The sequence below is a fragment of the Labrys monachus genome, assembly GCF_030814655.1.
Taxonomy (GTDB): Bacteria; Pseudomonadota; Alphaproteobacteria; order Rhizobiales; family Labraceae; genus Labrys; species Labrys monacha.
Window position 1 is genome coordinate 3,482,832 of record NZ_JAUSVK010000001.1, and the last position, 24,971, is coordinate 3,507,802.

A 24,971-nucleotide genomic window follows, 5' to 3' on the forward strand; every position below is an offset into this window, starting at 1 on the left:
TGACTCCCTCACCGTCTGGATCCCAGTATACAGCCATGTTGCAGCTCAATTCGCCCGTTATTTCCTCCCAATCCGGCAAGCGTGACACCATTGCCGCGCGGGCCTGCGTCGAGCTGCGCGAGGCGATCGTCACCGGGCGGCTCAAGCCGGGAACCAATGTCTCGGAGACCGGCGTCGCCAAGTCGATGGGCATCAGCCGGACGCCGGTGCGCGAGGCCTTCGCCCGGCTCTTCGACGAAGGGCTGATCGAGATCTCGCCGCAGAGCGGCACGCTGGTGTCGCGGATCGACACGCAGCTCGTGCGCGAGGCGGTCTTCATCCGCTCGACGCTGGAGAGCGCGGTCGTCGCCCGCACGGATGTGACGCCCGACGCGGCGACCCTCGACGAGCTGGAGATGCTGCTCCGCGACCAGGAGCATTCCATCGACAAGAACGACATGGCCGCCCTGCACCGGGCCGACATGCGCTTCCATTCCGGCCTGATGCGCGCCTTCGGCGTCGAACGGGCCTGGGCCGCCTGCCAGCATGTCGGCGCCGACATGATGCGGGTGCAGTTCCTGATCGGCATGCGGCGCGACCACATCGAGGCGGTCGTCGGCGAGCACAGGGGCGTGCTGACGGCGGTGCGCGACGGCGACGCGGTGCTCGCGGCTGCCCGCCTCGCCGCCCATATCCGCAACGTCGACATCGATCAGATGGACCTGAAGGCGCTGAATGCCGACTATTTCCGCACCCATGAGGACTCCCGATGAGCCATCGCAAAGCCGAACGCCGGGCGGTTTTGCGAGACGCTCTTCCGGCGGCCGGGTGAATTCAAGAATCCGGACCGCCCCGCGGTCCGCCCTGAAACGGAGAACCGAAAGGCGATGAAAGGCATCGGCATCGATGCCGTCGGCAAATCGGCCGGTCCGTCCGGAGCACCGATAGGGGGCTCGGGACGGCCGGAAGGCGAGAGACGGGGAACCCGCCACGCCTTTTCCCGGGAGAACGTCCACACCAGAAGCACCACCAGAACACAGGGGAACACCATGTCGGTAACACGCTTCACTGACGATACCGCGCAGATCGCGCTCGATAAGTTCCGCGCCGGCCGGATCGATCGCCGCGCCTTCCTCACCGCCATGGCGGGCCTCGGCCTCGCCGTCGCGGCCCGGCCGACCACCGCTGCCGCGGCAGCGGGCGAGATCGTCATCTGCAACTGGGGAGGCGCCGCGCTGGAAGCGTTCCAGAAGGCCTATGGCGCGCCCTTCAAGGCGGCGACCGGCATCAACGTCGTCGTCGACGGCGCCGGCCCCGCCACCGGCGCCATCCGCGCCATGGTCGAATCGAAGAACGTCACCTGGGACGTCACCGACGGCGGCATGGTGGATGCCGTGGTCCTCGGCAAGGGCGGCTTCGTCGAGCCGATCGACTATTCGATCGTCGACAAGAGCCTCGTCGGCCCGGACATGGCGGCTGAATTCGGCATCTGCAACTACACCTTCGCCAATGTGCTCGCCTATGACGCCAAGAAGACCGGCGGCAAGGTGCCCGCCGGCTGGGCCGATTTCTTCGACCTCGAGAAGTTCCCGGGCAAGCGCACCATGTGCAAATGGATCCAGGGCCAGCTCGAATCCGTGCTGCTGGCCGACGGCGTCAAGCCGGAAGAGATGTATCCGCTCGATGTCGACCGCGCCTTCAAGAAGCTCGAGCCGCTGCTGCCGCACATCATCTTCTGGGAGGGCGGCGCGCAGAGCCAGCAGCTCTTCCGCGACGGCGAGGTGACGCTCGGCAATATATGGCACACGCGCGCCAATCTCCTGCACAAGGAGAACCACGACTTCGCCTGGACCTGGTCGCAGCAGCTCCTGTTCTCCAGCGCCTGGTCGGTTCCGAAGGGCAACCCGGCCGGCAAGAAGGTGTTCGACTTCATCAATTCCTCGCTGCAGCCGGAGGGCCAGGTCACGCTGCTGCGCCTGATGGGCAATGGTCCGTCCAACCCGAAGGCGCTCGCGCTGATGAACGACGACGACAAGGCCGTCTATCCGCTGGCGCCTCAGAACGTCGCCACGGCGCTGAAGATCCAGGCGGCCTATTACGCCGACAACGAGGCCGAGCTGCAGAACCGCTTCCTCGACTTCATCTCGCGCTGATCGATCGCTCCGGGCGGCCGCCGACGGCCGGCAGCCCGGAGCGGCCCGCGGACCAGACCATGACCCATTTCCAGCGCTGGGCGCTCGCCCTCACCTTGCCGGCTGCGGTCCTCGCGATCGCCCTCTATGTGTTTCCGATCGTCCAGGTCCTGGCGCTGAGCTTCCTCGAGCCGAAGCCCGGCTTCGGCAATTATGTCAGCCTTCTCGGCAACGCCGCCATCGGCCGCGTCGTGCGCACGACGATCGTGGTCTCGGCGCTGACGACGGCGATCACCCTGGTGCTGAGCTACATCGTCGCCTTCGCGATCGTGCACATGCCGCGCGAGCGGCGGCGCGTCGCGCTCTTCCTCGTCATGGTGCCGTTCTGGATCTCGGTCCTCGTGCGCGCCTTCTCCTGGATCACCATCCTCAGGCGCAACGGCGTCCTCAATTCCGCGCTGGTCGAGGCCGGCGCGATCCAGGAACCGCTTGACCTCGTCTACAACCAGCTCGGCGTGGTCATCGGCATGGTCCACTACATGATGCCGTTCGCCATCCTCCTCCTCGTCGCCAATCTCGACGACATCGACCGCCGCATCATCCAGGCCGCCCGCTCCCTCGGCGCGCAGCCGGCCACGGTGTTCTGGCGTGTCTGGCTGCCGCTGAGCCTGCCGGGCCTCTCCATCGCCACGCTCTTCACCTTCATCTTCTCGCTCGGCTTCCTCGTGACGCCGGCCCTCCTCGGCGCCGGGCGCGTGCTGATGATCGCCGAATATATTTCGGTGCAGATCTCCAGCACCCTGCGCTGGGGCGTGGCGACGGCGTTGTCGACGCTCATGCTGCTCGCGGTCGGCCTGCTGGTCGCGATCGCGATGCGCCATCCGGCATTCCGCGCCGCCTTCGGGGGAGGCCACAGATGACCCCGGTCCGGCGACGGATACAGGTCGGCCTGCCGCGGATGCTGGCATGGCTGCTGCTCGCCTTCCTCTTCGCGCCGATGCTGGTGGTGATCCCGGTGTCGCTGACCGACCGCGACTACCTGTCCCTGCCGCAGCACGGCCTCTCGCTCGCCCATTACCTCCCGCTGCTCGACTGGAGCGCCGGCTGGCTGCCGAGCATCCTGACCAGCTTCACCACGGCGCTCGCCGCCAGCTTCGCCGCGACCACGGTCGCCGCCGCCTATGCGATCGGAGCGTGGGTCTATGTCGGCCGCTGGCCGTCCTTCCTGCGCGTCGTCCTGCTGTCGCCGCTGATCGTGCCGCCCATCATCTATGCGGTCGGCATCGTGCGTCTGTGGTCGCGCCTCGGCCTGCTCGACAGCTGGATCGGCGTCGTCATCGTCCATGTCATGCTCGCCATCCCGCTCGCGGTGCTGGCGATCGGCGCCAGCCTCTCCAATCTCGATCCGCGCATCGTGCAGGCCGCCCGTTCGCTCGGCGCCCGCCCGCCGACGATCTTCGCCCGCGTCATCCTGCCGAATCTCGCCTCGGGCATCGGGGCCGGCGCCGTTCTCGCCTTCATCACCTCATGGGACGAGATCACGGTGACGCTGTTCATCACCAGCCGGCGGCTGGTGACGCTGCCGCGGCGGATCTGGACGAGCATCGCCGATTCCGTCGATCCGACCCTCGCCGCCATCGCCTCGGTGATGCTGCTGGCGACGCTCCTCGGCCTTCTCGTCCGGGTGCTGTTCTTCGAAAGAGGCCGGCCTGCCCGATCGACCCGAAAATCCCTGCTGTGAAAGGAAAACGCCAGTGAGTGCGCATACCCCCGCGATGAGCGAGCACGAATACAAGGAAGCGAAATTCTTCCAGACCTTCGGTTCGGTGCCGACGCCCGCCTTCCACGATCCGGACGAGCAGACCCGCGTCTGGGGCCGCCCCTGGGGCTGCACCACCGACGTCGGCAAGCTGCGGGCCGTGCTGATGCACCGGCCGGGCGAGGAGCTCGGCATCGTCGAGAACAAGCCGATGGCGGAGATCGGCGGCTTCGGCGATCCGGAGAAGGGCTGGTACTGGATCGGCAAGACCCTGCCGGACCTTCCCGCCATGCAGGCCGCCCATGACAAGCTCACGGCGGTGCTGCGGGCCGAGGGCGTCGACGTCATCCTGATCGACAAGGCGCCGCCCGGCGCGATGAAGCAGATCTACTGCCGCGACAGCGTCATCTCCGTGAAGGGCGGCGCCATCGTCACCCGCCTCGCACGCAAGGTCCGCCGCGGCGAGGAACTCGCGGTGACGCAGGCGCTCGCCAAGGCCGGCTGCCCGATCCTCGGCACGCTGCACGGCGAGGCCGTCTTCGAGGGCGGCGGTTTCGCGATCATCGACGAGAAGACGGCGGTCTGCTCGGTTTCGGTGGCCTGCAATCCCGAGGGCGTCCGCCAGGTCGAGCGCATCCTCAACGGCCTCGACATCGAGCTCATCAAGGTGCCGATGCCGGGCTATCGCATCCATATCGACGGCAGCTTCATCATGATCGACCACGACAAGGCGATCGTGAACATCAACGAACTGCCCTACATCTTCATCCAGGAACTGGTGAAGCGAGGCATCCAGATGATCGAGCTGCCCCCCGAGGACAACGCCTTCTCGCTCAACTGCCTGGCGCTGGCGCCCGGACGCGTGCTGATGCACGAGACCCGCACGCCGCGCCTCGCCGACCGGCTCGACAAGGCCGGCATCGAGGTGCTGACGCTCGACTATGAGTGCGTCGAGCTCGGCGGCGGCGGCATCCATTGCTCGACCGGCCCGCTCGCCCGCGACCCTGCCTGACCATGGCATTCCTCGACATACGCAAGCTGCGCAGGACCTATGGTTCTGTGGTCGCGCTCGACGGCATCGACCTTTCGGTCGAGGAGGGTGAATTCATCACCCTCCTCGGCCCATCGGGCTCGGGCAAGACCACGCTGCTGATGTCGATCGCCGGATTCGTCAAGCCGGACGCCGGCGGGATCGTCCTGTCCGGCGTCGACGTTACGGACATGGAGCCGGAAGACAGGAATTTCGGGCTGGTCTTCCAGGGATACGCCCTTTTTCCGCATCTGACCGTCCGCGACAACATCGCCTTCCCGCTCCAGGTGCGCAAATGGCAGAAGCGCGCCGTCGCCGAGCGGGTGGAGGCGATGCTGGACCTCGTCGGCCTGGGGGCGCTCGCCGCGCGCAAGCCGCGCGAGCTTTCCGGCGGGCAGCAGCAGCGCGTCGCCCTCGCGCGCGCCCTCGTCTACAGCCCCCGCCTCCTCCTGCTCGACGAGCCGCTGTCGGCGCTCGACCGCTCGCTGCGCGAAACCATGCAGCGCGAGCTGAAGCGCCTGCATCGGGAGACGGGCGTCACCTTCATCTTCGTCACCCACGACCAGGAGGAAGCCTATGCGATGTCCGACCGCATCGCGGTCTTCCAGAACGGGCGGATCATCCAGGTCGGCTCGCCCAGGGACATCTATCGAAAGCCGGTCTCGCGTTTCGTCGCCGGCTTCATCGGCGGCAACAACCTGATCCGTGCGCGCTTTTCCCCCGAGCGGGGCGAGTTGTCGCTGCTCGGCCGCAGCCTTGCGGCGCCGGCGCATTTCACCCCCGCCCTCCACAGCCGCGACGGCGACGTCTCCGCCTGGATCCGCTCCGAGGACATCGCCATCGGCGGCGAGGAGGCCGGCCGGGAGAGCTTCGAGGTCACGGTGATCGACCGCTCCTTCATCGGCGCGACCGAGCGCGTCACGGTGCGGACCGCCGAAGGCGGGGAACTGGTGCTGGTCATGCCGGCCGGCGCCGCCGACGCGGTGACGATCGGCATGGCGCTGCAATGCCGGGTCAGGCCCGATGCCATCGGTTTCCTCCTGCCGGACTGAAGCGGCCGCCGAGGTCCGGCCCGCCCCGCCCTATCCACCTTGCCCGTGACGACCGTCACCCCATCAACCAGCCCCGCGAGAACCCATGTCGATCCATCTGCGCCCCGTCACCCTTCCCGATTTCGGCACGCCGGTCGAGCGTCCGCAAATCCCCGCCGCGACCTATGAGGCGCGCATACGGGCCGCCTATGAAGCCGCGGGCGCCGACTGGCTCGTCGTCTATGCCGATCGCGAGCATTTCGCCAACATCGTCTTCCTCACCGGCTTCGAGCCCCGCTTCGAGGAGGCGCTCCTCCTCCTCGGCCCGAAGGGCGAGCGCATCGTCGTCACCGGCAACGAGAATCTCGATTATGTGCCGATCGCGGGGCTGCCCGGGATCGAGGTGCGGCTCTGCCAGGCGCTCAGCCTGATGGCGCAGGACCGCAGCGCGAAGCCGAACCTCCCGGCCGTGCTTCGCGAAGCCGGCATCGCCAAGGGCGACCATATCGGCCTCGCCGGCTGGAAATATCTGGAGGCGGCGGAGTGGGATGGACCCCGTCCCACATTCTTCGTGCCGGCCTATGTCGTCGACAGCCTGGCCTTCGTCGTCGGGGCGGCGGGCACGCTCACGGATGCGACCGCCGTCCTGATGCATCCGACCGCCGGGCTGCGGGCGGTCGTCGACGCCGACCAGATCGCCGAGGCCGAATGGGCCGCGACCCGCGCCTCGCTCGCCGTCTGGCGTATCATCAGCGGCTTCAGGCTGGGCGACGACGAACTGACAGCGGCCTCGCGCATGGGCTATGCCGGCGAGCCGATGAACTGCCATCCGATGCTGGCGTCCGGCGCTCCGGACCGGCCGGTGATCGGGCTCAGGAGCCCGACGGCGCGCCGGCCCGGCCGCGGCGACGGCATCACCGCGGCGGTGAGCTTCTGGGGCGGCCTCACGGCGAGGGCCGGCCTGGTGAGCGACGGCGACGATGATTTCGTCGCCGTCGCCTCGGCCTATTTCAAGGGTCTGCTCGCCTGGTACGAAACGGCCGACATCGGCGTCGAGGGCGGCGCCATCCACGATGCGGTCGTCTCGGCGCTCGCGGCGGGCGGCCTGCGCTCGGCGCTCAATCCGGGACACCTCACCGGCCACGACGAATGGATGCACTCCCCGATCCGCCCGGGCTCGACCGAGCGCCTCGCCTCCGGCATGCCGTTCCAGATCGATATCATCCCGGTGCCGATGCCGGCCGGCCAGGCGCTCAATTGCGAGGATGCCGTCACCTTCGCCGATGCGGCGCTGCGTGCGGAGATCGCCGCGCGCCATCCGGCGGTGGCGGCGCGCTTCGAAGCCCGCCGCGGCTTCGTCCGCGACCAGATCGGCGTCGATGTCAGGCCGAACGTGCTGCTGCTCTCGGCAATACCGCTCTACCTGCCGCCGCTGTGGCTGGCGCCCGAGCGGATCCTGACGCTGGGCTGACGCGCTGCGCGACCCTGAGAAAATCGGCTCGTGCGCCGCGGCAGGCGGCGCCGGGTCTTCCCGCATGGCGGCCGCGAACAGCGATCAGTTGCGGGCCGAAGCCGCCTCATCCTCGGAAAGGTGGCGGCGCGCGGACTCCTTGACCTTGCCCATATGGACCAGCAGGCCGGAGACGATGATCGGATCGACGTCCGCCATCATCTCCCGCAGCCAGTTCTCATGCGCCACCGCCATGACCTCGAAGATCGCCCGCCCCTTCGCCGTCAGGCGGGCGACGGTGACGCGCCTGTCATCCTCGGGCCGCGTGCGCAACACCATGCCATCGGCCTCCAGCCGCTCGACCAGGCCGGTTATGTTGCCGTTGGTGACCATGGTGCGGCTGGAAAGCTCGCCCAGGCGCAAGCCGTCCTCCTCGCGGTAGAGCTGCGCCATCAGGTCGAACTGCGGCAGGGTGGCTCCGAACTCGCGCCGCAGGCGCCGGCGAATTTCCTGCGAGATCAGCTTCGTGGTGGAGAGAAGCCTGAGCCACAGCCGCAACTCCTCCTTCTTGCCTTCCCGAGCATCGCTGACGACGAATTCCAGGTCCATCATCGGTGCTGCTCCCATGTCGCGATGCCTCCCCGAAGCCTCAAGCAAAACGTGTTTCGGCGGAAACGCGCTTCCACTCTAACTCATTGTTCCGACGCGTCTTTGCGATTCTGGTCGATTCCGTCAAACCGCAAAACGTTTGAAGTGCGGGAGACCGGCCTGTTCGTCAAGCGTATTTCCTTCAATCCTGAAATAGAAGGCGGGCTTCATCCCGCCAGGCGACGTGCCAGCAGGAAGCCCGATCCGGCGCCGGTTCCCGCCCCGGGCCAGGTGGCGGCACCACACAGATAAAGCCCCTCGACCGGGGTCTTGTAGCGCGAATAGCCGGCGACCGGGCGGAACAGGAAGTTCTGGTCGAGATGATGGGATCCCGACAGGCTGTCGCCGCCGATCAGGTTGGGATTGTCCTGTTCCAGGTCCAGCGGTGAGACGACGCGGCGCCCGCGGATCTTCGCGCGCAGGCCCGGCGCATGGGTCTCGATCAGGTCGAGGACCCGGTCCGCATAGGGCTCCTTGGCCGTATCCCAGTCCCTCGATGCGATCTCGCCCTTGGCGTCGCCCAGGATCTGCGCCGGAAGCACGCGGACCTGCACCCACAGCACATGCTTGCCGGCCGGCGCCCGCGACGGGTCGATGGCCGTCGGCTGCCCGACCACCAGCGCCGGTTCCGCCGGCAGAAGCCCGGACACCGCCTCCGTATAGACCCGGCTCATCATCGCCAGGTCCGGGGCGATATGGACATAGGCGTAGCGCCTCAGATCCGGCGAGGCCGTCCATTCGGGCAGATCCTCCATCGTCAGGTGGATCATCATGGTGCCCGGCCCGGACCGGTAGCGCGACAGGCCGCGGCTGAAACGTTCGGGAAGCCGGGCGGCGCCGACCAATGATCCGAAAAGCAGCTTGGGGTGGATGTTGGAGATCACGGCGCGGCCCGCCTGCAGCCGGCGGCCGTCGGCCAGCACCACGCCGGTCGCCCTGCCGCCTTCGAGGACCACCTCGGCGACGGCGCTGCCGAGCATCACCTCCCCGCCCCGGCTGGTGACGAGCCTGGTCATGGCGTTGACGATCGTATCGGCGCCGCCGGCGCCGATCACCATGCCGAACGCCTGGTTGGCCATGGATTCCAGATAGGGAAAGAGCGCCCCGCCGGCGATATCCGGCGGAAAGTCGAGATGAAGGCCCCAGGCGGCCATCGTCGCCTTCAGCTTCTCGCTGCGGAAATGGCGGTCGAGGAACTCGCGCGGCGAGGACAGCAGCAATTGGCCGAGATCGTAGAGCAGCGGCAGGCCGCCCGCCCGCCAGGCGCGCCAGAGCGTCTTCACGGTGTCGAAGGAGGGCATCGCCGCGCCGAGCAATCCGAACAGATGCGGCGCCGTCTCGCCGAACTGCGCGCTCATCGCGTCCCAGCTCTCCGCATCCGCCGCCGACAGGGCCGCGATCGCGGCGCGGTTCTTCGCGGGATCCGTGCCGATCCCGAGGCAGGTCCCGTCGCGAAAGACGCTGGCGAAGCAATCGGCAACCGGCGCGAAAGCCAGGCCCTGCGCCGCGAGTTCCGTCCCGTAGCGCTTGTGGAAGGCCGAGCCCGCGAACATCGACAGATTCATGGCGCACAGATCGTGCCGGAAGCCCGGCTCGATCAGTTCCGCCGTCTTCACCGCGCCGCCGGGCGTCGCCGCCGCCTCGATCACCGCGACCTTCCAGCCGCGGCTGGCCAGATGCACGGCCGCCGCCAGCCCGTTATGGCCCGCGCCCAGGACCAGCGCATCATAGGTGGACATGACTTCCCCTCATTGTCGTGAATTTATTTTTGTATGCATACATTTTCACGAAATTCACTCAAGCGAGAATTCTCACACGCTGACGAAGTCGATGTAAACCGGCAAAAACCATCCCTTTTCGGATGGAATAGGCGGCATTCCGCGATTTGGTTTAGGATTAAAATAATATCCGACACCCCTCAATAATTGTTGCATTCTCATATTCGCCATCTAAGCTCGGGCGAAAGATGCCTTTCCGCCGTGGGTGCGGGGGAATGGCCACCAGAAGGGGGACTTCATGACCGGCACTCTCGCGCTTTCCACCCTCGCCGCCAATCTCCTCAGCGGATCGATCAAGATCGTCGACCTGACGGCGCCCCTCGGCCCGGACACGCCTGTTCTCTACCTGCCGCCGCAATTCGGCAAGAACACGCCGAACGTGAAGGTCCATACCATCTCCGCCTATGACCAGGACGGCCCGTTCTGGGCCTGGAACTGGCTGGAGCTCGGCGAGCACACCGGCACGCATTTCGATGCGCCCTGCCATTGGATCACCGGCAAGGATAACCCCGAAAACACCACCGACACCATCCCGCCGCGGAACTTCGTGGCGCCGGCCAACGTCATCGACCGCTCGAAGGAGACGGCCGAGAACCCCGATTACCTGCTCACCGTCGACAGCATCAGGGAATGGGAAGCCGAGCACGGCGAGATCGAAGCCGGAAGCTGGGTGCTCATGCGCACCGACTGGTACAAGCGCAACGGCTCGACTGAGACGTTCCTGAACGCCGACGAGAACGGCCCCCATTCGCCCGGGCCGACCGCCGAGGCGATCGAATATCTGCTCTCCAAGGGCATCATCGGCTGGGGGCAGGAGACCATCGGCACCGATGCCGGCGCCGCCGGCGGCATGACCCCGCCCTTCCCGGCCCACAATCTCATGCACAAGGCCAACCGATACGGCCTGGCGAGCCTGTGCCATCTCGATCAGCTGCCCGCCAAGGGGGCGATCCTGATCGCCGCACCGCTGAAATTCGTCAAGGGCACCGGCTCTCCGGTGCGTGCCCTGGCCCTGATCGCCTGATGCAGGGCTGACGCGGCCTCCCGCTGGCCGGGCGGGAGCCGCGCGACACCAGCCGGAGCGCGAGCCCCATGAGCGACTTTCGTTACATCATCGTCGGAAGTGGCATCAACGCCCTGGTCGCCGCCGCCCTTCTCGGCAAGAAGGGCCACAGGGTGCTGGTGCTGGAGCGCAGCGACCGCATCGGCGGTTGCCTGCGCACCGAGGAAATTACCGTGCCCGGCTATGCGCATGACGTCATGGCCACCACCATGGTGCTGTTCGTCACCTCGCCGGCCTATCGCGCCCTCGGCAAGCACCTGGAGGCGCGGGGGCTCGCCTTCTGCCACTCGCCCCTTCCGACCGGCGTTCTGAGGCCGGACGGCTCCCATGCGATCCTCAGCATGGACCGCGACCGCAACATCGCCAGCTTCGACGCGCTGGCGCCCGGTGACGGCAAGACCTTCGACGCGGAAATGCGCCGGTTCGGCGCCGATGCCGGTTTCGTCTTCGGGCTGCTCGGCGGCAGCCTGTGGTCTTCGGCGACGCTGAAGCTGGTGGCGCGCGAAGCCTGGAAGCGCGGCCTCAAGGGCCTCGCCGCCTTCTTCGGCGAGGCGCTCGCGCCGGCACGCGCCTATCTGGAAACCACCTACCGGTCCGAGGAGGTCCGCGCGCTGTGGGCGCCCTGGGCGCTGCATTGCGGCCTCGGGCCCGAAAGCAGCTATTCGGCCGAGATGACCAAGGTGATCGGCTTTGCCATCGAAGCCGCGGGCTGCCCGGTCGTCGAGGGCGGCGCGAAAAACCTCCTCGGCGCTTTCGAACGCCTCATCCGCGACCAGGGCGGCGAGATCCTCACCGGCGCCGACGTCGAGCGGGTTCTGCCCGACGGTGCCGGCGGACGGGCGGCGGGCGTGGCGCTCGCCGACGGGCGGCGGTTCGCCTGCCGGCAGGGCGTCATCGCCTCCGTCACCCCGGACCAGCTCTATGGGCGGCTGCTGAAGGATTGGCCGGCCCCCCCGCCGCAGGAGGTGACGACGGGCCTTGCGCGCTACCGCTACGGCAAGGGCAACATGCAGATGCATTATGCGCTGAAGGCGCCGCCGCGCTGGAAGCATGGCAGCGAACTGGGGCAGGTGGCGCTCCTGCATCTCACCCCGGGGCTCGACGGCGTCTCCCGTTCCGCCAATGAGGCCGAGCGGGGCATGCTCCCGGCGGTGCCCACCATCTGCGTCGGGCAGCCGACGGCACTCGACCCGAGCCGCGCACCGCAAGGCGGCGCCATCCTGTGGCTGCAGCTTCCGGACACGCCGCGCTTCGTCAAGGGCGATGCGGCCGGCGAGATCGCCTGCCCGCCGGATGGGCGATGGACGGAGGCGCTGCGGGAGGCCTTCGCCGACCGCGTCGAGGCGGTCCTCAGGACCCATGTCGACGGCTTCGACGAGACGGTGATCGCGCGCCGCGCCTATTCGCCGGCGGACCTCGAGGCCTTGAACATGAACCTCGTCGGCGGCGATCCCTATGGCGGTTTTTGCGGTCTCGACCAGTTTTTCCTCTGGCGCCCCTTCAAAACCACCACTAACTACAGCACGCACGTGCCGGCGCTCCACCATATCGGGGCATCAACCCATCCGGGTCCCGGCCTTGCCGGCGGATCGGGCTTTCTGCTGGCGACATCCCTGAAATAGCGGCAGGAAAATCACAGGATGGAAAACGGCTTTTCGGGTGAGGTTCTGGGCAATGCGCGAAGCCCGCGCGGTCGCCTGCCGAGCCTCGGCGAAATCGGCCTCAACAATTTCGCGCCCTACATCATGAACCGCGTCATGGCGCGCTGGAACGCCAACCTCGCCGAAGAACTGAAGACGCGCGACATGACCACGGCCAAGATGCGCGCGCTGGCCGTGCTGAGCGTTTCCCCGTCCCTGACGATCAACGAACTCGCCGTCTTCGCGGTCATGGAGCAATCGACCATGAGCCGGACGGTGGATTCGCTCGAGGAACAGGGCTTCATCAGCCGCACGCCGCGCCCGGGCGACATGCGGGTGCGCGACGTCTCGATCACGGAGGACGGCCGCGCCCTGTTCGAGGACGTCTGGCCGACGATGTATGAGGGCCTCGGCCAGATGTTCAAGGACATCGACGACGACGAATACCGGGCCTTCCTGACGACGCTTCACAAGATCCTGCGCAACATCCGCAGGCACGATCTGTAAGCCGCGCAGCCGGCCGCCGGAAGCTCGCCCCGGCATCTCCCTCATCACGACGGATGCCGGGCCGCCCGGCCCGCGGCGTCGCTCAAAGCGTCGCCACCGTCTTCAGCGCGCCCTCCAGGGCCACGCCCTGTTCGTCGAGAAGGGCGGCCTGCCGCAGGCGGCGCATCCAGGCCGCTCCGTCCGCCCGGTCCTTCAGCATGGGCAGCGCCGACATGACCCGGTCGAACTTGGACAGGCCGCGCGCATGGGTGTCGGAATAGCCCTTCACCAGCCGCCGGTTGCCGAGCACCTCGACCGCCAGCTCATAATGGCCGGGCAGGACGTCGAGCGCCGTGGCGAGCCACCGATCGAGATGCGCCATTTCGCGGTGGTGGCGAAGGCTGCCCCGCCGGAACCGGCGCAGCCCCGAGACCAGATAGAGGCCGGTGAACCAGAAGAGCGTGCCGGTCTTCACCCGCCGGCCCTTGTTGACCATGCGGTCGAGCCGCGCGAACAGCGCCGGGCGGTCCTCGATCCACCGGCCGAGCCTGCGGGGCAGCGTACCGCACACCTCGTCCATGCGCGGATGCATATATTCGGTGGTGTAGAGGATCTGCTCCTTCTTCACGCCGACCTCCTTGCGCACGCGCTCGAAGCGCATGGCGCGTGTCTTGAGGTCGGCGACCCGGATCACGTCGTCATAGGCCATGGCGATGGCGACGTATTTCGCCGCCTGCACGGTGAAGGCGAAGCGGTTCTCCGCGCCGCCGGCCGCCCTGTCGGCCTCGTGGAGCGCGGCGACGCGGGAGAGATAGTCGTCGGCATAGGCGGGGTCCTGGAAGTCGGTGAGCTTCCTCACGCCGGCATAGAGCATGGCATGCGCCTCGACCGGAAAACCGCTGCGGATGCGCGAGACCAGCCCGTCGAGCACCGGATGGCCGGCCGATTCGGGAAGTGGCGGCAGCGATTTGGCGGGCGTGGCCGAGAGCCTGTCGTTCTCGCCCTTCAGCGCCCGCCCGTAAGCCGCCTCGAAGGTCCGAAGGCTCGCCTCGATCCCCTTGCCGCCGGAGCGGATGGTCGCCTCGAAAGCCTCCTTGGCGAAAGGCAGCGCCTTCGAGGCGGCGAGCGCGCCGAACAGCGCGGAGGAGACGACGCTGCCGTTCTTCGCCGCCAGCGTGTCCATGTCGAAGGCGATGGTCTTCCGGGCGGCGAAATCCGTGGCGTCGACCACGACGACCGGATTGCCGATGCCGTCGCCCGGCCTTTCCTTCTCACCCACGGCATAGGAGCGGTGGGTGGAGGCGATCAGCAGCGTCCTGTCCGGCGTCACCAGCCCGCGGATGACCGAGCGGCCCGCTTCCATCAACTCGGCGGCGATGACGACGTCCACGTCGCCGGGCGTCGGCATCAGCGACAGGATCGGCCGCGCGCTCCGGCGGGCCTGCAGCAGCTCCAGATAGTAGATGGTCGCGCCGGTGCGCTGGGCGACGCCCGGCACGGAGGTCGTTTGCGCAGTCCAGCCCTGCTGCTCCGCCAGCGCCACGATCCAGTCGGCGAGGACCCCGCCGCCCTGCCCGCCCATGGCGAGGATGGCGAGCGTCAGCGGCTTGTCGGCGGACAGGATCGTCGTGTCGGCGGTCACCGTCATGTCCATGGCGTGCGCTCCTTGCTCAATCGGCGAAGACGATGCGGCGGGCGGCGCGGCGCGCCTGCAGCCAGCCGATCACCGTCGAGCGGAGCCGGTGGAGGATACCGTCCCACCGGGTCGGGTTGTGGATGACGTCGGCGCGGTAGAAGGAGGGACAGAGCACGGCGGCTTCGGAGACCTCGCCGCAATTGCCGCAGCCGACGCAGGAATTGTCGATCGCGGCCACCGGGTCGTCCTTCAGGGGATCGTCCGTATGCTTGACCGAAAGCGAGGGACAGCCCGACAGGCGGATGCAGGCGTGATCGCCGGTGCACACATCCTCGTCGACGCCGAAACGCTCCTTCACCATGCGCTTGCCGGCCTTCACCGCCTTGGCGAATTCCGGCTTCACGCGGCGCTGCTTGTTGAGCATGCATTCGGAGGAGGCGACGATGATCTTCGGGCCTTTCGCGCCGGTGGTCAGCGCCTCTCTCAGCGTGTCCCGCATCTTCGCCACGTCATAGGTGCGGTCGATCTGGCGCACCCAGGTGGCGCCGATGCCCTTCACCGCATCGACGATGGAATTGTTGGTCTTGCGGCGCGGATTCCGGGCGCGGGAGGACATGAGGTCCTGGCCGCCGGTCGCGGAGGAATAGAAATTGTCGACGACGAGGATCACGCCGTCCTGCTTGTTGAAGACGGCATTGCCGACGGAGGTGGCGAGCCCGTTGTGCCAGAAGCCGCCGTCGCCCATCACCGAGATCGAGCGCTTGCCCGCCTCGACGTTGAAGGCCGAGGCCGAGGCCGGCCCGAGGCCGTAGCCCATGGTCGTGCCGCCGATGTTGAACGGCGGCAGGATGGAGAACAGGTGACAGCCGATATCCGCCGCGACGTGATGGACGCCGAGTTCCTTCTCCACCAGTTTCATGGCCGCGAAGATCGGCCGCTCGGGGCAGCCGGTGCAGAAGCCCGCCGGACGCGGCGGCACCACCTCGGCGAGCGCCTTCACCCTGGGATCGTTCAGCACCGGCGCCGGGTCCGGCACCGGCGGCCGGTTGCCGAGAAGCGCGGGCGCGTTCGCCTCCAGGAAGGCCGACAAGCCCTTGACGAGCACGGGTGCCGAATATTCGCCGCCGAGCGGCAGCACGTCCTTGCCGGACACCTTGGTCACGATGCCGCGCCGGCGCATCAGCGTGTGCAGCGCCTGCTCGATATACTCCGGGGCGCCCTCCTCGATCATCAGCACCGCGCTCTTGCCGGCGGCGAAGGCGATCACCTCGTCGTCGATCATCGGATAGGCGACATTCATGACGTAGATCGGCACGCGGCTCGTGCCGTAGACGTCGGCCAGCCCCAGATGCTGGAGGGCGCGCATGGTGGAATTGTAGAGGCCTCCCTGGACGATGAGGCCGACCTGCCCTTCCGCGGGACCGAAGAATTCGTTGAGCCCGGCCGCCTTGACATAGGCCACCGCGGCCGGCCAGCGGCGCTCGAGCTTCTCCCGCTCATGCAGGAAGGAAGCCGGCGGAAGCACGATACGGTTGACGTCACGGACCGGGTTTTCCAGCGCCTGCCTGAGCGTGTAGGCCGGCCGTTTGTTGTCCTTGGCGACGAACTGGCCGTGGACGTGGCAGCTGCGGATGCCGACCTGCAGCATGACGGGAGTGTTGGAGGCTTCCGAGAGCTCGAAGGCCTTCTCCACCGCATCGACGATCGAGGGCAGGTTCGGGCGCGGCGTCAGAAGCCACATCTGCGATTTCATCGCGAAGGCGTGGCTGCGCTCCTGCATGATGGACGAGCCTTCGCCATAGTCCTCGCCGATGACGATGAGCGCGCCGCCGGTCACCCCTCCCGAGGCGAGATTGGAGAGCGCGTCGGAGGCGACATTGGTGCCGGCGGTCGATTTCCAGGTGACGGCGCCGCGCACCGGATACATCACCGAGGCCGACAGCATGGCGGCGGCCGCCGCCTCCGAGGCCGAGGATTCGAAATGGACGCCGAGATCCTCCATGACGTCCCTGGCGTCGGCCAGCACGTCCATCAGATGCGAGATCGGGGAGCCCTGATAGCCGCCGACATAGGACACGCCGGACTGCAGCAGCGCCTTGGTGATGGCGAGGATGCCCTCGCCGCTGAAGACTTCGCCGGCGCCGAGCTTCAGATCTTCCACCTCCCGTGCGAATGACCGTTCGGCCATGGTGGTTCCCCTTCATCGGTTGGTCGCAGCATTATATGCAAAATCATGTTTATGATATCGGGACTTTTGTCAATCGAGAAAGTTCGAACTATGGGAATGGGATTTCTACTCTCATGGAGCGCCTCTTTTTAATGCTCATGCATATATAACAGCGACTTCCCGTCCCATCCTGCTCATTTGTTCCGCAGCGCGCCGCCCTGCCTCGCCTTTTTGCAACCGCGTGAAAAAACGAGCTTGCAGAACGCCGTTCTTTCATTTTAAGCTTCGAATAAATCAGCGACCGGCAATGCCCGGACCATCCGTACAGGGAACAACGGAGCCACGAACATGACAGAACTGACACGCCGCCGGGTGCTGGGGCTCGGCGCCTGCACCTTCCTGTCCGGGATCCTGGCCGGCACCATTCCGGTGCAGGCCGCCGATGCATCGACCCTGGTCATCGCCTTCAACGCCAACCTGCCCTCCTTCGACGGCACCGTCGGCCTGTCGGGCGTCAACCCGGCCATCCAGGCGATATACCGGTCGATCTTCGACCAATATATCGGCCAGGCACCGGACCTGTCCTTCAAGCCCGGCCTGCTGACCGCCTGGGGCTGGAACGACGACCGGACCAAGGTCTGGATGGACGTGCGCGCCGGCGTCACCTGGCATGACGGCTCGGCTCTCACGCCCGAGGACGTGGTCTGGTCGCTGGAGCGAGCGGCAAAGCCCGAGACCGGCAATCCCGTGCAGAGCGTATGGGCTGGCATCGGGAACTTCAAGATCGACGGCCAGCGCATCACCGGCGACGTGAAGAGCTTCGACCCGACGATCTTCAAATGGATGGCCTTCCTCACCGGCTATGTGCTGCCGAAGGCCTATTATGAGAAGGTGGGCGCCGAAGGCTTCGAGAAGAAGCCGATCGGCAGCGGCCCCTATATGGTCGACGCCTACGAAGGCAACGCCTTCCTGCGGCTGAAGGCCAATCCCAATTATTTCGGCGGCAAGCCGGCCTTCGAGACGGTGATCTTCAAATTCGTGACCGACCCGACGAGCCGCGTGGCGGAAATCGAATCCGGCTCCTCCGACGTGACGCTGGAAATCCCCTATGAGGAGTTCGACCGGCTGAAGGCAAAGAGCGGCCTTTCGGGCGTTTCGACCCCGATCTCCGACATCGGCATGATCTTCGTCACCAATGTCGAGCCGATGCTGGACAAGAATGTGCGCCTCGCCGCCCACCATGCCATCGACAAGCAAGGCATCGTCAAGAAGCTCCTGCGCGGCTATGGCGTGCCGATCGACACGCTGGAGGCGCCGCAATATGCCGCCTTCGACCCCACGATCAAGGTGGGCTACGATCCGGCCAAGGCCAAGAGCCTGCTCGCCGCCTCCGGCTATTCCAAGGACAAGCCGGTCAAGTTCAAGATCCAGACCACCCGCGGGCTGAAGCCCAAGGACTATGAGATGATCCAGGCGATCGTCGGCATGTGGCGCAAGGTCGGCATCGAGGCCGATATCGAGGTCTACGAGATCGCCAAGCATTTCGAGCTGCGCGCCGCCCACAAGCTGGCGCCGGCAGCCTTCTACAATTGGGGCGATGCGATCGGCGATCCGACGACCTCGACCGGCTTCGCGATGTTCTCCAAATCGCCGCACTCGGCCTGGAAGAGCGACGACGTCGATGCGAAGATCGGCCCGCTCTGGGGTGAGAAGGACGAGGCCAAGCGCATCGCCGGCTGGAAGGCTGCCGACAAATATATCGCGGAGGAAGGCTACGTCATCCCGCTCCTGCAATATGTGCAGCCGATCGTCTTCAAGGCGGCTCTCAAGGTCACGCCGAACGTCTCGAGCGCCTTGCAGCCGACGCTGATCGCCAAGAGCTGACGTCGCCGAAAGCTGACGTCGTCCGGGCCGGGCGGCCAGACCGTCCGGCCCGGCGATGCGTCGATCGCGAAACCTGCCCCCGGCGGCAACGACGCTGCCCGGACAGATGAAAGCAGGCCGGACCGTGGCTGTCTCCTCGATCTTCAACCGCCTCCTGATGGCGCTCGTCACGCTGTTCGGCGTCGGCGTCATCATCTTCTGCCTGCTGCGCGTCGTGCCCGGCGATCCGATCGCCATGATGATCTCGCCGAGCGCCACCCCCGCCGACATCGCCGCGCTGCGCGCCCATTACGGGCTCGACCTCGGCCTGCCGCAGCAATTCGTCCTCTGGCTGCGCGCCGTGGCGGAGGGCGATTTCGGCACCTCGATCTCGCTGCGCCGCAATGTGATGGAGGTGATCGGCGAACGCCTGCCGGCGACGCTGGAACTGACCTTCGCGGCCCTCGTCTTCGGCGTTCTCGTCGGCGGGATCATCGCCGTCATCGGCACGCTCGCCCGCCGCACGCCGCTGGAGCCGGTTCTCGATTTTCTCAACGGCCTGTTCCTCGCCGTGCCCGATTTCGTCTGGGCGTTGGCGCTGGTGCTGGTCCTGGGGGTGTTCCTGCCCGTGCTGCCGATCTCCGGCCGCCTCGATCCCGCGGTCGCCACCCATTTCAGGACGCCCTTCTATCTCGTCGAAAGCGTCGCGACGCTCGATCCGGCCGCTCTGGGAGACCTGCTCGCGCATATGGCGATGCCGGTCCTGGCGCTCGGCCTGCCGCTGGCGGCGGTGATCGTGCGCACGCTGAAGGAGGCGCTGGTCGAGGCCATGCTGCAGGACTACGTGCTTCTGGCCCGGCTGAAGGGCATGTCGTCGCTGCGGCTGGTGCTGCAGGAGGCGCTACGCAACGCCGTCGGCCCGACGCTGACGCTGACCGGGGTGCAGTTCACCTTCATGATCGGCGGCACCGTCATCGTCGAGCGCATCTTTTCCTATCCGGGGCTCGGCAACATGGCGATCGACGCGGTGATCAATCGCGACCTGCCGCTGATCCAGGGTATCGTCCTCGTCTTCGGCGCGCTCTTCATCGCCGTCAACATCCTGGTGGATTTCATCGCCGCCCTTCTCAATCCGAGGCAGGCCCATGGCTGACGCAGCCTTTTTCCTCCCGGCCGCGCGCCCCGCCGCGAGGACGCTGCGCGCGCTGCTGCGCGAGCCCCGCGTGGTCATCGCCGGCGGCTTCCTGCTCGTGCTCGTCATCCTCGCCCTGTTCGCGCCTCAGATCGCGCCGAAGGACCCGCTCGAACAGGATCTCATGCTCGCCACCATGCCGCCGATGACCTCCCCCGATGCCGCGCCCGGCTGTTTCCTCGGCACCGACGATCTCGGCCGCGACGTGCTCTCGCGGGTCATCTTCGGCACGCGGATCGCCCTCACCGTCGCCTTCACGGCGGCCGGCCTGTCGGCGGTCATCGGCACGCTGCTCGGGCTTGCCGCCGGCTGGTATGGCGGCTGGACCGACCGGCTCGTCTCGAGGCTGGTCGACATCTGGATGGCCTTTCCGCCGGTGCTGCTGTCGGTGCTGCTCGTCGCCGTGCTCGGCCCCGGCCTGCATTCGGTGATCGCGGCGATCGTCATCATCGACTGGACGCGCTTCTGCCGGGTCGTGCGGGCCGAGACGCTGACCCAGGCCAAGCTCGATTATGTCACGGCGGCGCAGGCGCTGGGCTTCTCCCGCCTTCAGATCCTGTTCAAGGAAATCCTGCCCAATGTCGCCCCGGTGCTGCTGGCGCTCGTCAGCCTCGAAATGGGCATCGCCGTCATCGTCGAGGCGATCCTCTCCTTCGTCGGACTGTCGCTCTCCTCCGACACGCCCACATGGGGCGGCATGATCGCGGCGGGCCGCGAAATCGTGCACCAGGCCTGGTGGGTGCTCGTCTTCCCTCTCCTCGCGCTGTTCGCCACCGTGCTCGCCTTCAACCAGCTCGGCAACGGGCTGCGCAACGCGCTCGATCCGGTGATGCGCCGATGACCGCTCCCCTGCTTTGCGTCGAGGCGCTGAGCGCGGCCTCCACCCGCGATGCCGGCCAGCCGATCCTGCGCGACGTCAGCCTGACGCTGGAGCGCGGCGAGGTGCGCGGCCTCGTCGGCGAATCCGGCGCGGGCAAGTCGACCATCGCCAAGGCCCTGCTCGGTATTCTGCCGCGCACCGTCGAGATCACCGGCGGCTGGGTGCGCTTCGAGGGCCGCGACCTTCTCGCGATGAAGCCGCGGGCGCTGCGCGACATCATGGGGCGCGACATCACGCTGATCCCGCAGGATCCGCAGACCGCGCTCAACCCGTCCCGCCGGATCGAGGCCCAGCTCACCGACGGGCTGCGGCTGAAGCTCGGCTTCTCGGCGAAGGCAGCGCATGCCCGGGCGCTGGAACTGCTGGAGGAGGTGCAGATCCGCGACCCCGCGCGCGTGATGGCTTCCTATCCGCACCAGCTCTCGGGCGGCATGCGCCAGCGCATCCTGATCGCCTCGGCCTTCGCGCCCGGCCCGAAGCTGGTGGTCGCCGACGAGCCGACGACGGCGCTCGACGTCACCGTCCAGAAGGAAATCCTGCGCCTCATCCGCCGCATGCAGGCAGCGCACGGCACCGCCGTCATCTTCGTCACCCACGATCTCGGCGTGGTCGCGAAGATCTGCGACAGCGTCACGCTCCTCTATGCAGGCAAGGTGATCGAGGCCGGGCCGACCGCGGACCTGATCGAGCGCCCCAAGCACGCCTATACGAGGGCGCTGATCGCCGCGAGCCCGCGCTACGACCGGCCGGATGCCGGGCTTCATCCGGTCCCGGAGGCCGTCTTCGAGCAATTGCGCGGCGCCGTCGGCGCCGCGGACAAGGGGGGCCTGAGATGAGCGGCACCGAAGCGACGGCGCTGGTCGAGGCGAGAGGCGTCGAGGTCACCTATGGCGGCGGCAGGCCCCTGTTCGGGCCGAAGCAGCCGGGCATTCGAGTGCTGCACGGCGTGAACGTCACCATCGGCCGGGGCGAGACCGTCGGCATCGTCGGCGAATCCGGTTCCGGCAAGACGACGCTGGGCCGGGCGCTGCTGCGCCTGGTGCCGGTCTCGGCCGGCACCATCCGCCTCGACGGCCGGGACATCACCCGCCTGGGCGGCGCCGAGATGCGGCCCCTGCGCCGGCGCATGCAGATGATCTTCCAGGACCCGATGGCCTCGCTCAACCCCCGCCATTCGATCCGCCGGATCCTGGGCGAACCGCTCCTCCTGCATGGCGTGGCCGGCAATCGCCGCGAGGCCGAAGTACAGATCCGGGCGATGCTGAACCGCGTCTCGCTTCCCGCCGCCGTGCTGGACCGCAGCCCGCACGAGCTTTCCGGTGGCCAGCGCCAGCGCGTCGGCATTGCCCGCGCCGCGCTGCTGAGGCCGGATTTCGTGCTGGCCGACGAAATCGTCTCCGGCCTCGATGTCTCGACCCAGGCGCTCGTGCTGCGCCTGCTCAAGGAACTCTCCCGCGACATGGGCCTCGCCATGGCCTTCATCAGCCACGACCTCTCCGTCATCCGCGCCATCTGCGATCGGGTCTATGTGATGCGCTTCGGCGAGGTGGTGGAGGAAGGCCCCTGCGCGCAGGTGTTCGACCATCCGCAGTCCGACTACACGCGCCTGCTGCTGGATGCGATCCCGCTGCCGGAGGTCGATCCGCACTGGCTGTTTCCCGGCACCGCCGATGCCGTTGCCCCGCCGCCCGTTCCAAAGGAGACCTGCGCATGACGACCGCTCCATCGACCGAAAAACGCCTGCCGGGGCTGGTCGGCCTCGACCATGTGGGCCTGACGGTGCCGGATCTCGATGCCGCCGTCGCCTTCTTCTCGGGCGTGCTCGGCTGCCCCAAGGTGCTGGGCTTCGGGCCGATCGCCGATGACGAGGGGTCCTTCATGACCGATGCGCTCGGGGTCCATCCCCGCGCCCGCATCGAGCGTGTCGCGATGGTCCGCACCGGCAGCGGCTCCAATCTCGAGCTGTTCGAATATTCCTCGCCCGACCAGAAGGTGCTGGCGCAGAAGAACAGCGATATCGGCGCCTTTCATCTGTGCCTCTATGTCCGGGATATCGCCGCCGCCAAGGCCTATCTGGACGCGGAAGGCATCGCGACCCGCCTCGGCCCCATCCCGATCGCCGACGGGCCGATCGCCGGGCAGACCATCCTGTATTTCCAGGCTCCCTGGGGCCTGCAATTGGAGGCGATCAGCTATCCCGACGGCATGGCCTATGAGCGGGAAGCCGAGATCCTGCTCTGGCATCCCTGCAAGCCCGCCTGAACCGCCGCCCCGCACGGCCGGCCCGCCTGCCCGGCCGCGGCGATCCGCTCAGCGAAAGCCGCGCCGATGGGTGGCGGCGGTGCGGGCCACCTGCTCGTAGATCCCCGTCATCAGCTCGAGGGTCTTCGTCGCCTCCTGCAGCCTGGCGCCGAAGTCGGGCAGGGAGCTCAGGGCCTCGATCAGCAGCGAGGCGCGCACCTGCGCATAACGGTCGGTCACCTGCCGCCCCCTCTCGGTCACCGAATAGGTGACGCCCGACCGTCCGCTCCCCCGGCGCTCGACGAGCCCGGCGCCGATGAGCTTGCGCAGGCTGTACTGGATGTTGGGAATGTCTTCCCGGTTCGACAGCCGCGCCAGATCCTTGATGGTCTTCGGCCGGTCGTTCATGCGGATGATGTGCAGCATGGCGTTTTCGGGGCCGCTCGCGGCGAGATCGATCACGGTGGCCAGGCATTCGGCCTGCCACCGCCCGAACGCCTCGAAAGCGCGCATCAGGGCATATTCGAGCTCCGCCACGTCGATTTCCGGCACGGTCCTGGCAAGATGCCAATGCCGGTCCAGCCCCCTCTCCGCCTCGTCGGCGTCCCCGTCGTGCGCGCCCATCGGCTCTTCCTCATTTCCAGCGCCGCAAAGGTCGCGCGGCGGATTCCAATTGACAAGCTTTAGATTTCAAATAAATTTTCTATCGTAATTTCTAACATAAAATCGGGGAACCATCATGACGGAGAACTCCATGTTCACCGACGGGCAGTTTTTGCTCGGCACCTTCGCATCCAACTGCTCCGGCGGCATGTCCGTCACCAAGGTGCGGGAACGCTGGGTGAATTCCTGGGACAACAATCTGCGGCTCGCAAGGCTCCTGGACGATGCCGGGATCGACTTCATGCTGCCGATCGCGCGCTGGATCGGCTATGGCGGCGAGACCAACTTCCACGGCGGCGTCCTGGAAACCATGACCTGGGCGGCGGGCCTGCTGGCCAGCACCCGCGCCATCAATGTCTTCGCGACCATCCACACCGCGGCCAACCACCCGGTCGTCGTCGCCAAGCAGATCGCCACCATCGACCAGATCAGCAGAGGCCGCATCGGTCTCAACATCGTGGCGGGCTGGAACCAGCCGGAATATGACGCGCTCGGCCTCGCATTGCCGTCCGATCACGAGTCGCGCTACGCCTATGCGGAAGAGTGGTTCGAGGTGGTGAAGGCGCTGTGGCGGAACACGGAAGCCTTCGATCATGAGGGCCGGTTCTTCCATTTGAAACAGGTGCTTGGCGACCCGCGGCCGTCGCGGAAAGTGCCGATCCTGAACGCTGCGGGCTCCGCCCAGGGCCGGGCCTTCGCCGCGCGCAATGCCGACTTCCTGTTCACGCCGGCAATCGACCTTTCACGCTCCAAGGCCGAGATCGCCGAACTCAGGCAGCAGGGCAGCGCGGCCGGCCGGAACCTCGGCGTCCTCACCTTCTCGCATGTGGTCTGCCGCCCCACCGAGAAGGAGGCCCTCGACTATCTCGCCTATTTCGGCAAGGACAATGCCGACTGGGAGGCCGTCGACAACCTCGTCCGCCTGCAATTCGCCCATGCCCACTCCTTCCCCCACGATCTCCTGGCGCTGATCCGCGACCGCATGGCCGCCGGGCATGGCGGCTTTCCGCTGGTCGGCACGCCGGAGCAGGTGGCCGAAGGCATCCTCGCTTTGCATGAGGCGGGCTTCAGCGGCACGACGCTCTCCTTCGTCGACTATGCCGAGGAGTTCCCCTATTTCCGCGACAACGTGCTGCCGATCCTGGAAGCCAGCGGCATCCGCCGCCCCGTGGCCGCCGCCAGGGACGCCGCCTGAGCGCTCGGACGCCCCCCGCGCGGCGAACCCGCGCGGGGTTTCTCCGCCCCTGCCGATGGAAGATCGGCCGAATTTCGGCTTGACGGGCCAACAGCCGGCCATATATTTTAAGCTTAGAATATATGGTGGGTTAAGCCG

Annotated in this window: 22 protein-coding genes; 17 read left to right on the forward strand and 5 right to left on the reverse strand. The window is 67.2% G+C overall.

Annotated features, from left to right (window positions below):
- Window positions 1-35 precede the first annotated feature (35 nt).
- From J3R73_RS15760 to J3R73_RS15790, 7 genes are all read left to right on the forward strand, one after another.
- Complete coding sequence (locus tag J3R73_RS15760) at window positions 36-752, forward strand: GntR family transcriptional regulator (RefSeq protein ID WP_307428616.1); 717 nt, start codon at window positions 36-38, stop codon at window positions 750-752.
- Between the two features lie 276 nt (window positions 753-1,028).
- Window positions 1,029-2,132 (forward strand): ABC transporter substrate-binding protein, encoded by a 1,104-nt coding sequence (locus J3R73_RS15765; RefSeq protein WP_307428617.1) that lies wholly within the window; start codon window positions 1,029-1,031, stop codon window positions 2,130-2,132.
- 59 nt (window positions 2,133-2,191) lie between these two features.
- Entirely contained in the window at window positions 2,192-3,031 is an 840-nt protein-coding gene (locus J3R73_RS15770) for an ABC transporter permease (RefSeq protein WP_307428620.1), read from the forward strand.
- A complete protein-coding gene (locus tag J3R73_RS15775) occupies window positions 3,028-3,852 on the forward strand; it encodes an ABC transporter permease (protein WP_307428624.1) in 825 nt (274 codons plus the stop codon). The genes J3R73_RS15770 and J3R73_RS15775 overlap by 4 nt, the downstream gene beginning before the upstream one ends.
- A gap of 13 nt (window positions 3,853-3,865) precedes the next feature.
- A complete protein-coding gene (locus J3R73_RS15780) occupies window positions 3,866-4,882 on the forward strand; it encodes a dimethylarginine dimethylaminohydrolase family protein (protein ID WP_307428629.1) in 1,017 nt (338 codons plus the stop codon).
- A 2-nt stretch (window positions 4,883-4,884) separates the two neighbouring features.
- Complete coding sequence (locus J3R73_RS15785; protein WP_307428631.1) at window positions 4,885-5,952, forward strand: ABC transporter ATP-binding protein; 1,068 nt, start codon at window positions 4,885-4,887, stop codon at window positions 5,950-5,952.
- Between the two features lie 85 nt (window positions 5,953-6,037).
- Window positions 6,038-7,402 carry a M24 family metallopeptidase gene (locus J3R73_RS15790; RefSeq protein ID WP_307428633.1) on the forward strand — a complete coding sequence of 455 codons (1,365 nt, stop codon included), beginning with the start codon at window positions 6,038-6,040 and terminating at the stop codon, window positions 7,400-7,402.
- Window positions 7,403-7,486: 84 nt separating this feature from the next.
- Here the strand turns inward: J3R73_RS15790 and J3R73_RS15795 are convergent, their stop codons facing one another.
- Window positions 7,487-7,990, reverse strand: a complete 504-nt coding sequence (locus J3R73_RS15795) for a MarR family winged helix-turn-helix transcriptional regulator (RefSeq protein WP_307437394.1) — start codon at window positions 7,988-7,990, stop codon at window positions 7,487-7,489.
- Between the two features lie 206 nt (window positions 7,991-8,196).
- Window positions 8,197-9,768: a phytoene desaturase family protein gene (locus J3R73_RS15800; protein WP_307428635.1), complete on the reverse strand. Its 1,572-nt coding sequence runs from the start codon at window positions 9,766-9,768 to the stop codon at window positions 8,197-8,199.
- A 277-nt stretch (window positions 9,769-10,045) separates the two neighbouring features.
- On the opposite strand from J3R73_RS15800, the gene J3R73_RS15805 reads away from it, so the two are divergent.
- From J3R73_RS15805 to J3R73_RS15815, 3 genes are all read left to right on the forward strand, one after another.
- Complete coding sequence (locus tag J3R73_RS15805; RefSeq protein ID WP_307428637.1) at window positions 10,046-10,831, forward strand: cyclase family protein; 786 nt, start codon at window positions 10,046-10,048, stop codon at window positions 10,829-10,831.
- Between the two features lie 68 nt (window positions 10,832-10,899).
- On the forward strand, window positions 10,900-12,492 hold the full coding sequence (locus J3R73_RS15810; protein WP_307428640.1) for a phytoene desaturase family protein: 1,593 nt from the start codon (window positions 10,900-10,902) through the stop codon (window positions 12,490-12,492).
- A gap of 18 nt (window positions 12,493-12,510) precedes the next feature.
- Window positions 12,511-13,017 (forward strand): MarR family winged helix-turn-helix transcriptional regulator, encoded by a 507-nt coding sequence (locus J3R73_RS15815; RefSeq protein ID WP_307428643.1) that lies wholly within the window; start codon window positions 12,511-12,513, stop codon window positions 13,015-13,017.
- Window positions 13,018-13,099: 82 nt separating this feature from the next.
- Here J3R73_RS15815 and J3R73_RS15820 read toward each other — a convergent pair whose 3' ends face one another.
- Window positions 13,100-14,650, reverse strand: coding sequence for an indolepyruvate oxidoreductase subunit beta family protein (locus J3R73_RS15820; protein ID WP_307428645.1), 1,551 nt, complete (start codon window positions 14,648-14,650; stop codon window positions 13,100-13,102).
- Window positions 14,651-14,666: 16 nt separating this feature from the next.
- On the reverse strand, window positions 14,667-16,820 hold the full coding sequence (locus J3R73_RS15825) for a ferredoxin family protein (RefSeq protein ID WP_307428647.1): 2,154 nt from the start codon (window positions 16,818-16,820) through the stop codon (window positions 14,667-14,669).
- A 327-nt stretch (window positions 16,821-17,147) separates the two neighbouring features.
- Here J3R73_RS15825 and J3R73_RS15830 point away from each other — a divergent pair, with 327 nt between their 5' ends.
- From J3R73_RS15830 to J3R73_RS15855, 6 genes are all read left to right on the forward strand, one after another.
- The gene (locus J3R73_RS15830; protein WP_307428650.1) at window positions 17,148-18,683 is read left to right on the forward strand and encodes an ABC transporter substrate-binding protein; all 1,536 of its coding nucleotides are present in this window, start codon (window positions 17,148-17,150) and stop codon (window positions 18,681-18,683) included.
- Between the two features lie 124 nt (window positions 18,684-18,807).
- Entirely contained in the window at window positions 18,808-19,815 is a 1,008-nt protein-coding gene (locus tag J3R73_RS15835) for an ABC transporter permease (protein ID WP_370879932.1), read from the forward strand.
- Entirely contained in the window at window positions 19,808-20,695 is an 888-nt protein-coding gene (locus J3R73_RS15840) for an ABC transporter permease (protein WP_307428656.1), read from the forward strand. The genes J3R73_RS15835 and J3R73_RS15840 overlap by 8 nt, the downstream gene beginning before the upstream one ends.
- A complete protein-coding gene (locus tag J3R73_RS15845) occupies window positions 20,692-21,570 on the forward strand; it encodes an ABC transporter ATP-binding protein (RefSeq protein ID WP_307428658.1) in 879 nt (292 codons plus the stop codon). Before J3R73_RS15840 ends, J3R73_RS15845 begins: the two co-directional genes overlap by 4 nt.
- Window positions 21,567-22,448, forward strand: a complete 882-nt coding sequence (locus J3R73_RS15850) for an ATP-binding cassette domain-containing protein (RefSeq protein WP_307428660.1) — start codon at window positions 21,567-21,569, stop codon at window positions 22,446-22,448. The genes J3R73_RS15845 and J3R73_RS15850 overlap by 4 nt, the downstream gene beginning before the upstream one ends.
- Window positions 22,445-22,996 carry a VOC family protein gene (locus J3R73_RS15855; RefSeq protein WP_307428662.1) on the forward strand — a complete coding sequence of 184 codons (552 nt, stop codon included), beginning with the start codon at window positions 22,445-22,447 and terminating at the stop codon, window positions 22,994-22,996. Before J3R73_RS15850 ends, J3R73_RS15855 begins: the two co-directional genes overlap by 4 nt.
- Window positions 22,997-23,044: 48 nt before the next feature.
- Here J3R73_RS15855 and J3R73_RS15860 read toward each other — a convergent pair whose 3' ends face one another.
- Window positions 23,045-23,599 carry a winged helix DNA-binding protein gene (locus J3R73_RS15860; RefSeq protein WP_307428666.1) on the reverse strand — a complete coding sequence of 185 codons (555 nt, stop codon included), beginning with the start codon at window positions 23,597-23,599 and terminating at the stop codon, window positions 23,045-23,047.
- A 115-nt stretch (window positions 23,600-23,714) separates the two neighbouring features.
- On the opposite strand from J3R73_RS15860, the gene J3R73_RS15865 reads away from it, so the two are divergent.
- Window positions 23,715-24,833 carry an LLM class flavin-dependent oxidoreductase gene (locus J3R73_RS15865; RefSeq protein WP_307428669.1) on the forward strand — a complete coding sequence of 373 codons (1,119 nt, stop codon included), beginning with the start codon at window positions 23,715-23,717 and terminating at the stop codon, window positions 24,831-24,833.
- Window positions 24,834-24,971: the final 138 nt, after the last annotated feature.

What these genes read in the sequence shown, in the direction of transcription:
- J3R73_RS15865 (WP_307428669.1), top strand. Translation starts at nt 23,715, where the DNA reads ATGACGGAGAACTCCATGTTCACCGACGGGCAGTTTTTGCTCGGCACC.
- J3R73_RS15860 (WP_307428666.1), bottom strand. Translation starts at nt 23,599, where the DNA reads ATGGGCGCGCACGACGGGGACGCCGACGAGGCGGAGAGGGGGCTGGAC.
- J3R73_RS15810 (WP_307428640.1), top strand. Translation starts at nt 10,900, where the DNA reads ATGAGCGACTTTCGTTACATCATCGTCGGAAGTGGCATCAACGCCCTG.
- J3R73_RS15785 (WP_307428631.1), top strand. Translation starts at nt 4,885, where the DNA reads ATGGCATTCCTCGACATACGCAAGCTGCGCAGGACCTATGGTTCTGTG.
- J3R73_RS15795 (WP_307437394.1), bottom strand. Translation starts at nt 7,990, where the DNA reads ATGGACCTGGAATTCGTCGTCAGCGATGCTCGGGAAGGCAAGAAGGAG.
- J3R73_RS15850 (WP_307428660.1), top strand. Translation starts at nt 21,567, where the DNA reads ATGAGCGGCACCGAAGCGACGGCGCTGGTCGAGGCGAGAGGCGTCGAG.
- J3R73_RS15775 (WP_307428624.1), top strand. Translation starts at nt 3,028, where the DNA reads ATGACCCCGGTCCGGCGACGGATACAGGTCGGCCTGCCGCGGATGCTG.
- J3R73_RS15820 (WP_307428645.1), bottom strand. Translation starts at nt 14,650, where the DNA reads ATGGACATGACGGTGACCGCCGACACGACGATCCTGTCCGCCGACAAG.
- J3R73_RS15760 (WP_307428616.1), top strand. Translation starts at nt 36, where the DNA reads ATGTTGCAGCTCAATTCGCCCGTTATTTCCTCCCAATCCGGCAAGCGT.
- J3R73_RS15770 (WP_307428620.1), top strand. Translation starts at nt 2,192, where the DNA reads ATGACCCATTTCCAGCGCTGGGCGCTCGCCCTCACCTTGCCGGCTGCG.
- J3R73_RS15845 (WP_307428658.1), top strand. Translation starts at nt 20,692, where the DNA reads ATGACCGCTCCCCTGCTTTGCGTCGAGGCGCTGAGCGCGGCCTCCACC.
- J3R73_RS15840 (WP_307428656.1), top strand. Translation starts at nt 19,808, where the DNA reads ATGGCTGACGCAGCCTTTTTCCTCCCGGCCGCGCGCCCCGCCGCGAGG.
- J3R73_RS15825 (WP_307428647.1), bottom strand. Translation starts at nt 16,820, where the DNA reads ATGGCCGAACGGTCATTCGCACGGGAGGTGGAAGATCTGAAGCTCGGC.
- J3R73_RS15765 (WP_307428617.1), top strand. Translation starts at nt 1,029, where the DNA reads ATGTCGGTAACACGCTTCACTGACGATACCGCGCAGATCGCGCTCGAT.
- J3R73_RS15815 (WP_307428643.1), top strand. Translation starts at nt 12,511, where the DNA reads ATGGAAAACGGCTTTTCGGGTGAGGTTCTGGGCAATGCGCGAAGCCCG.
- J3R73_RS15800 (WP_307428635.1), bottom strand. Translation starts at nt 9,768, where the DNA reads ATGTCCACCTATGATGCGCTGGTCCTGGGCGCGGGCCATAACGGGCTG.
- J3R73_RS15805 (WP_307428637.1), top strand. Translation starts at nt 10,046, where the DNA reads ATGACCGGCACTCTCGCGCTTTCCACCCTCGCCGCCAATCTCCTCAGC.
- J3R73_RS15855 (WP_307428662.1), top strand. Translation starts at nt 22,445, where the DNA reads ATGACGACCGCTCCATCGACCGAAAAACGCCTGCCGGGGCTGGTCGGC.
- J3R73_RS15830 (WP_307428650.1), top strand. Translation starts at nt 17,148, where the DNA reads ATGACAGAACTGACACGCCGCCGGGTGCTGGGGCTCGGCGCCTGCACC.
- J3R73_RS15790 (WP_307428633.1), top strand. Translation starts at nt 6,038, where the DNA reads ATGTCGATCCATCTGCGCCCCGTCACCCTTCCCGATTTCGGCACGCCG.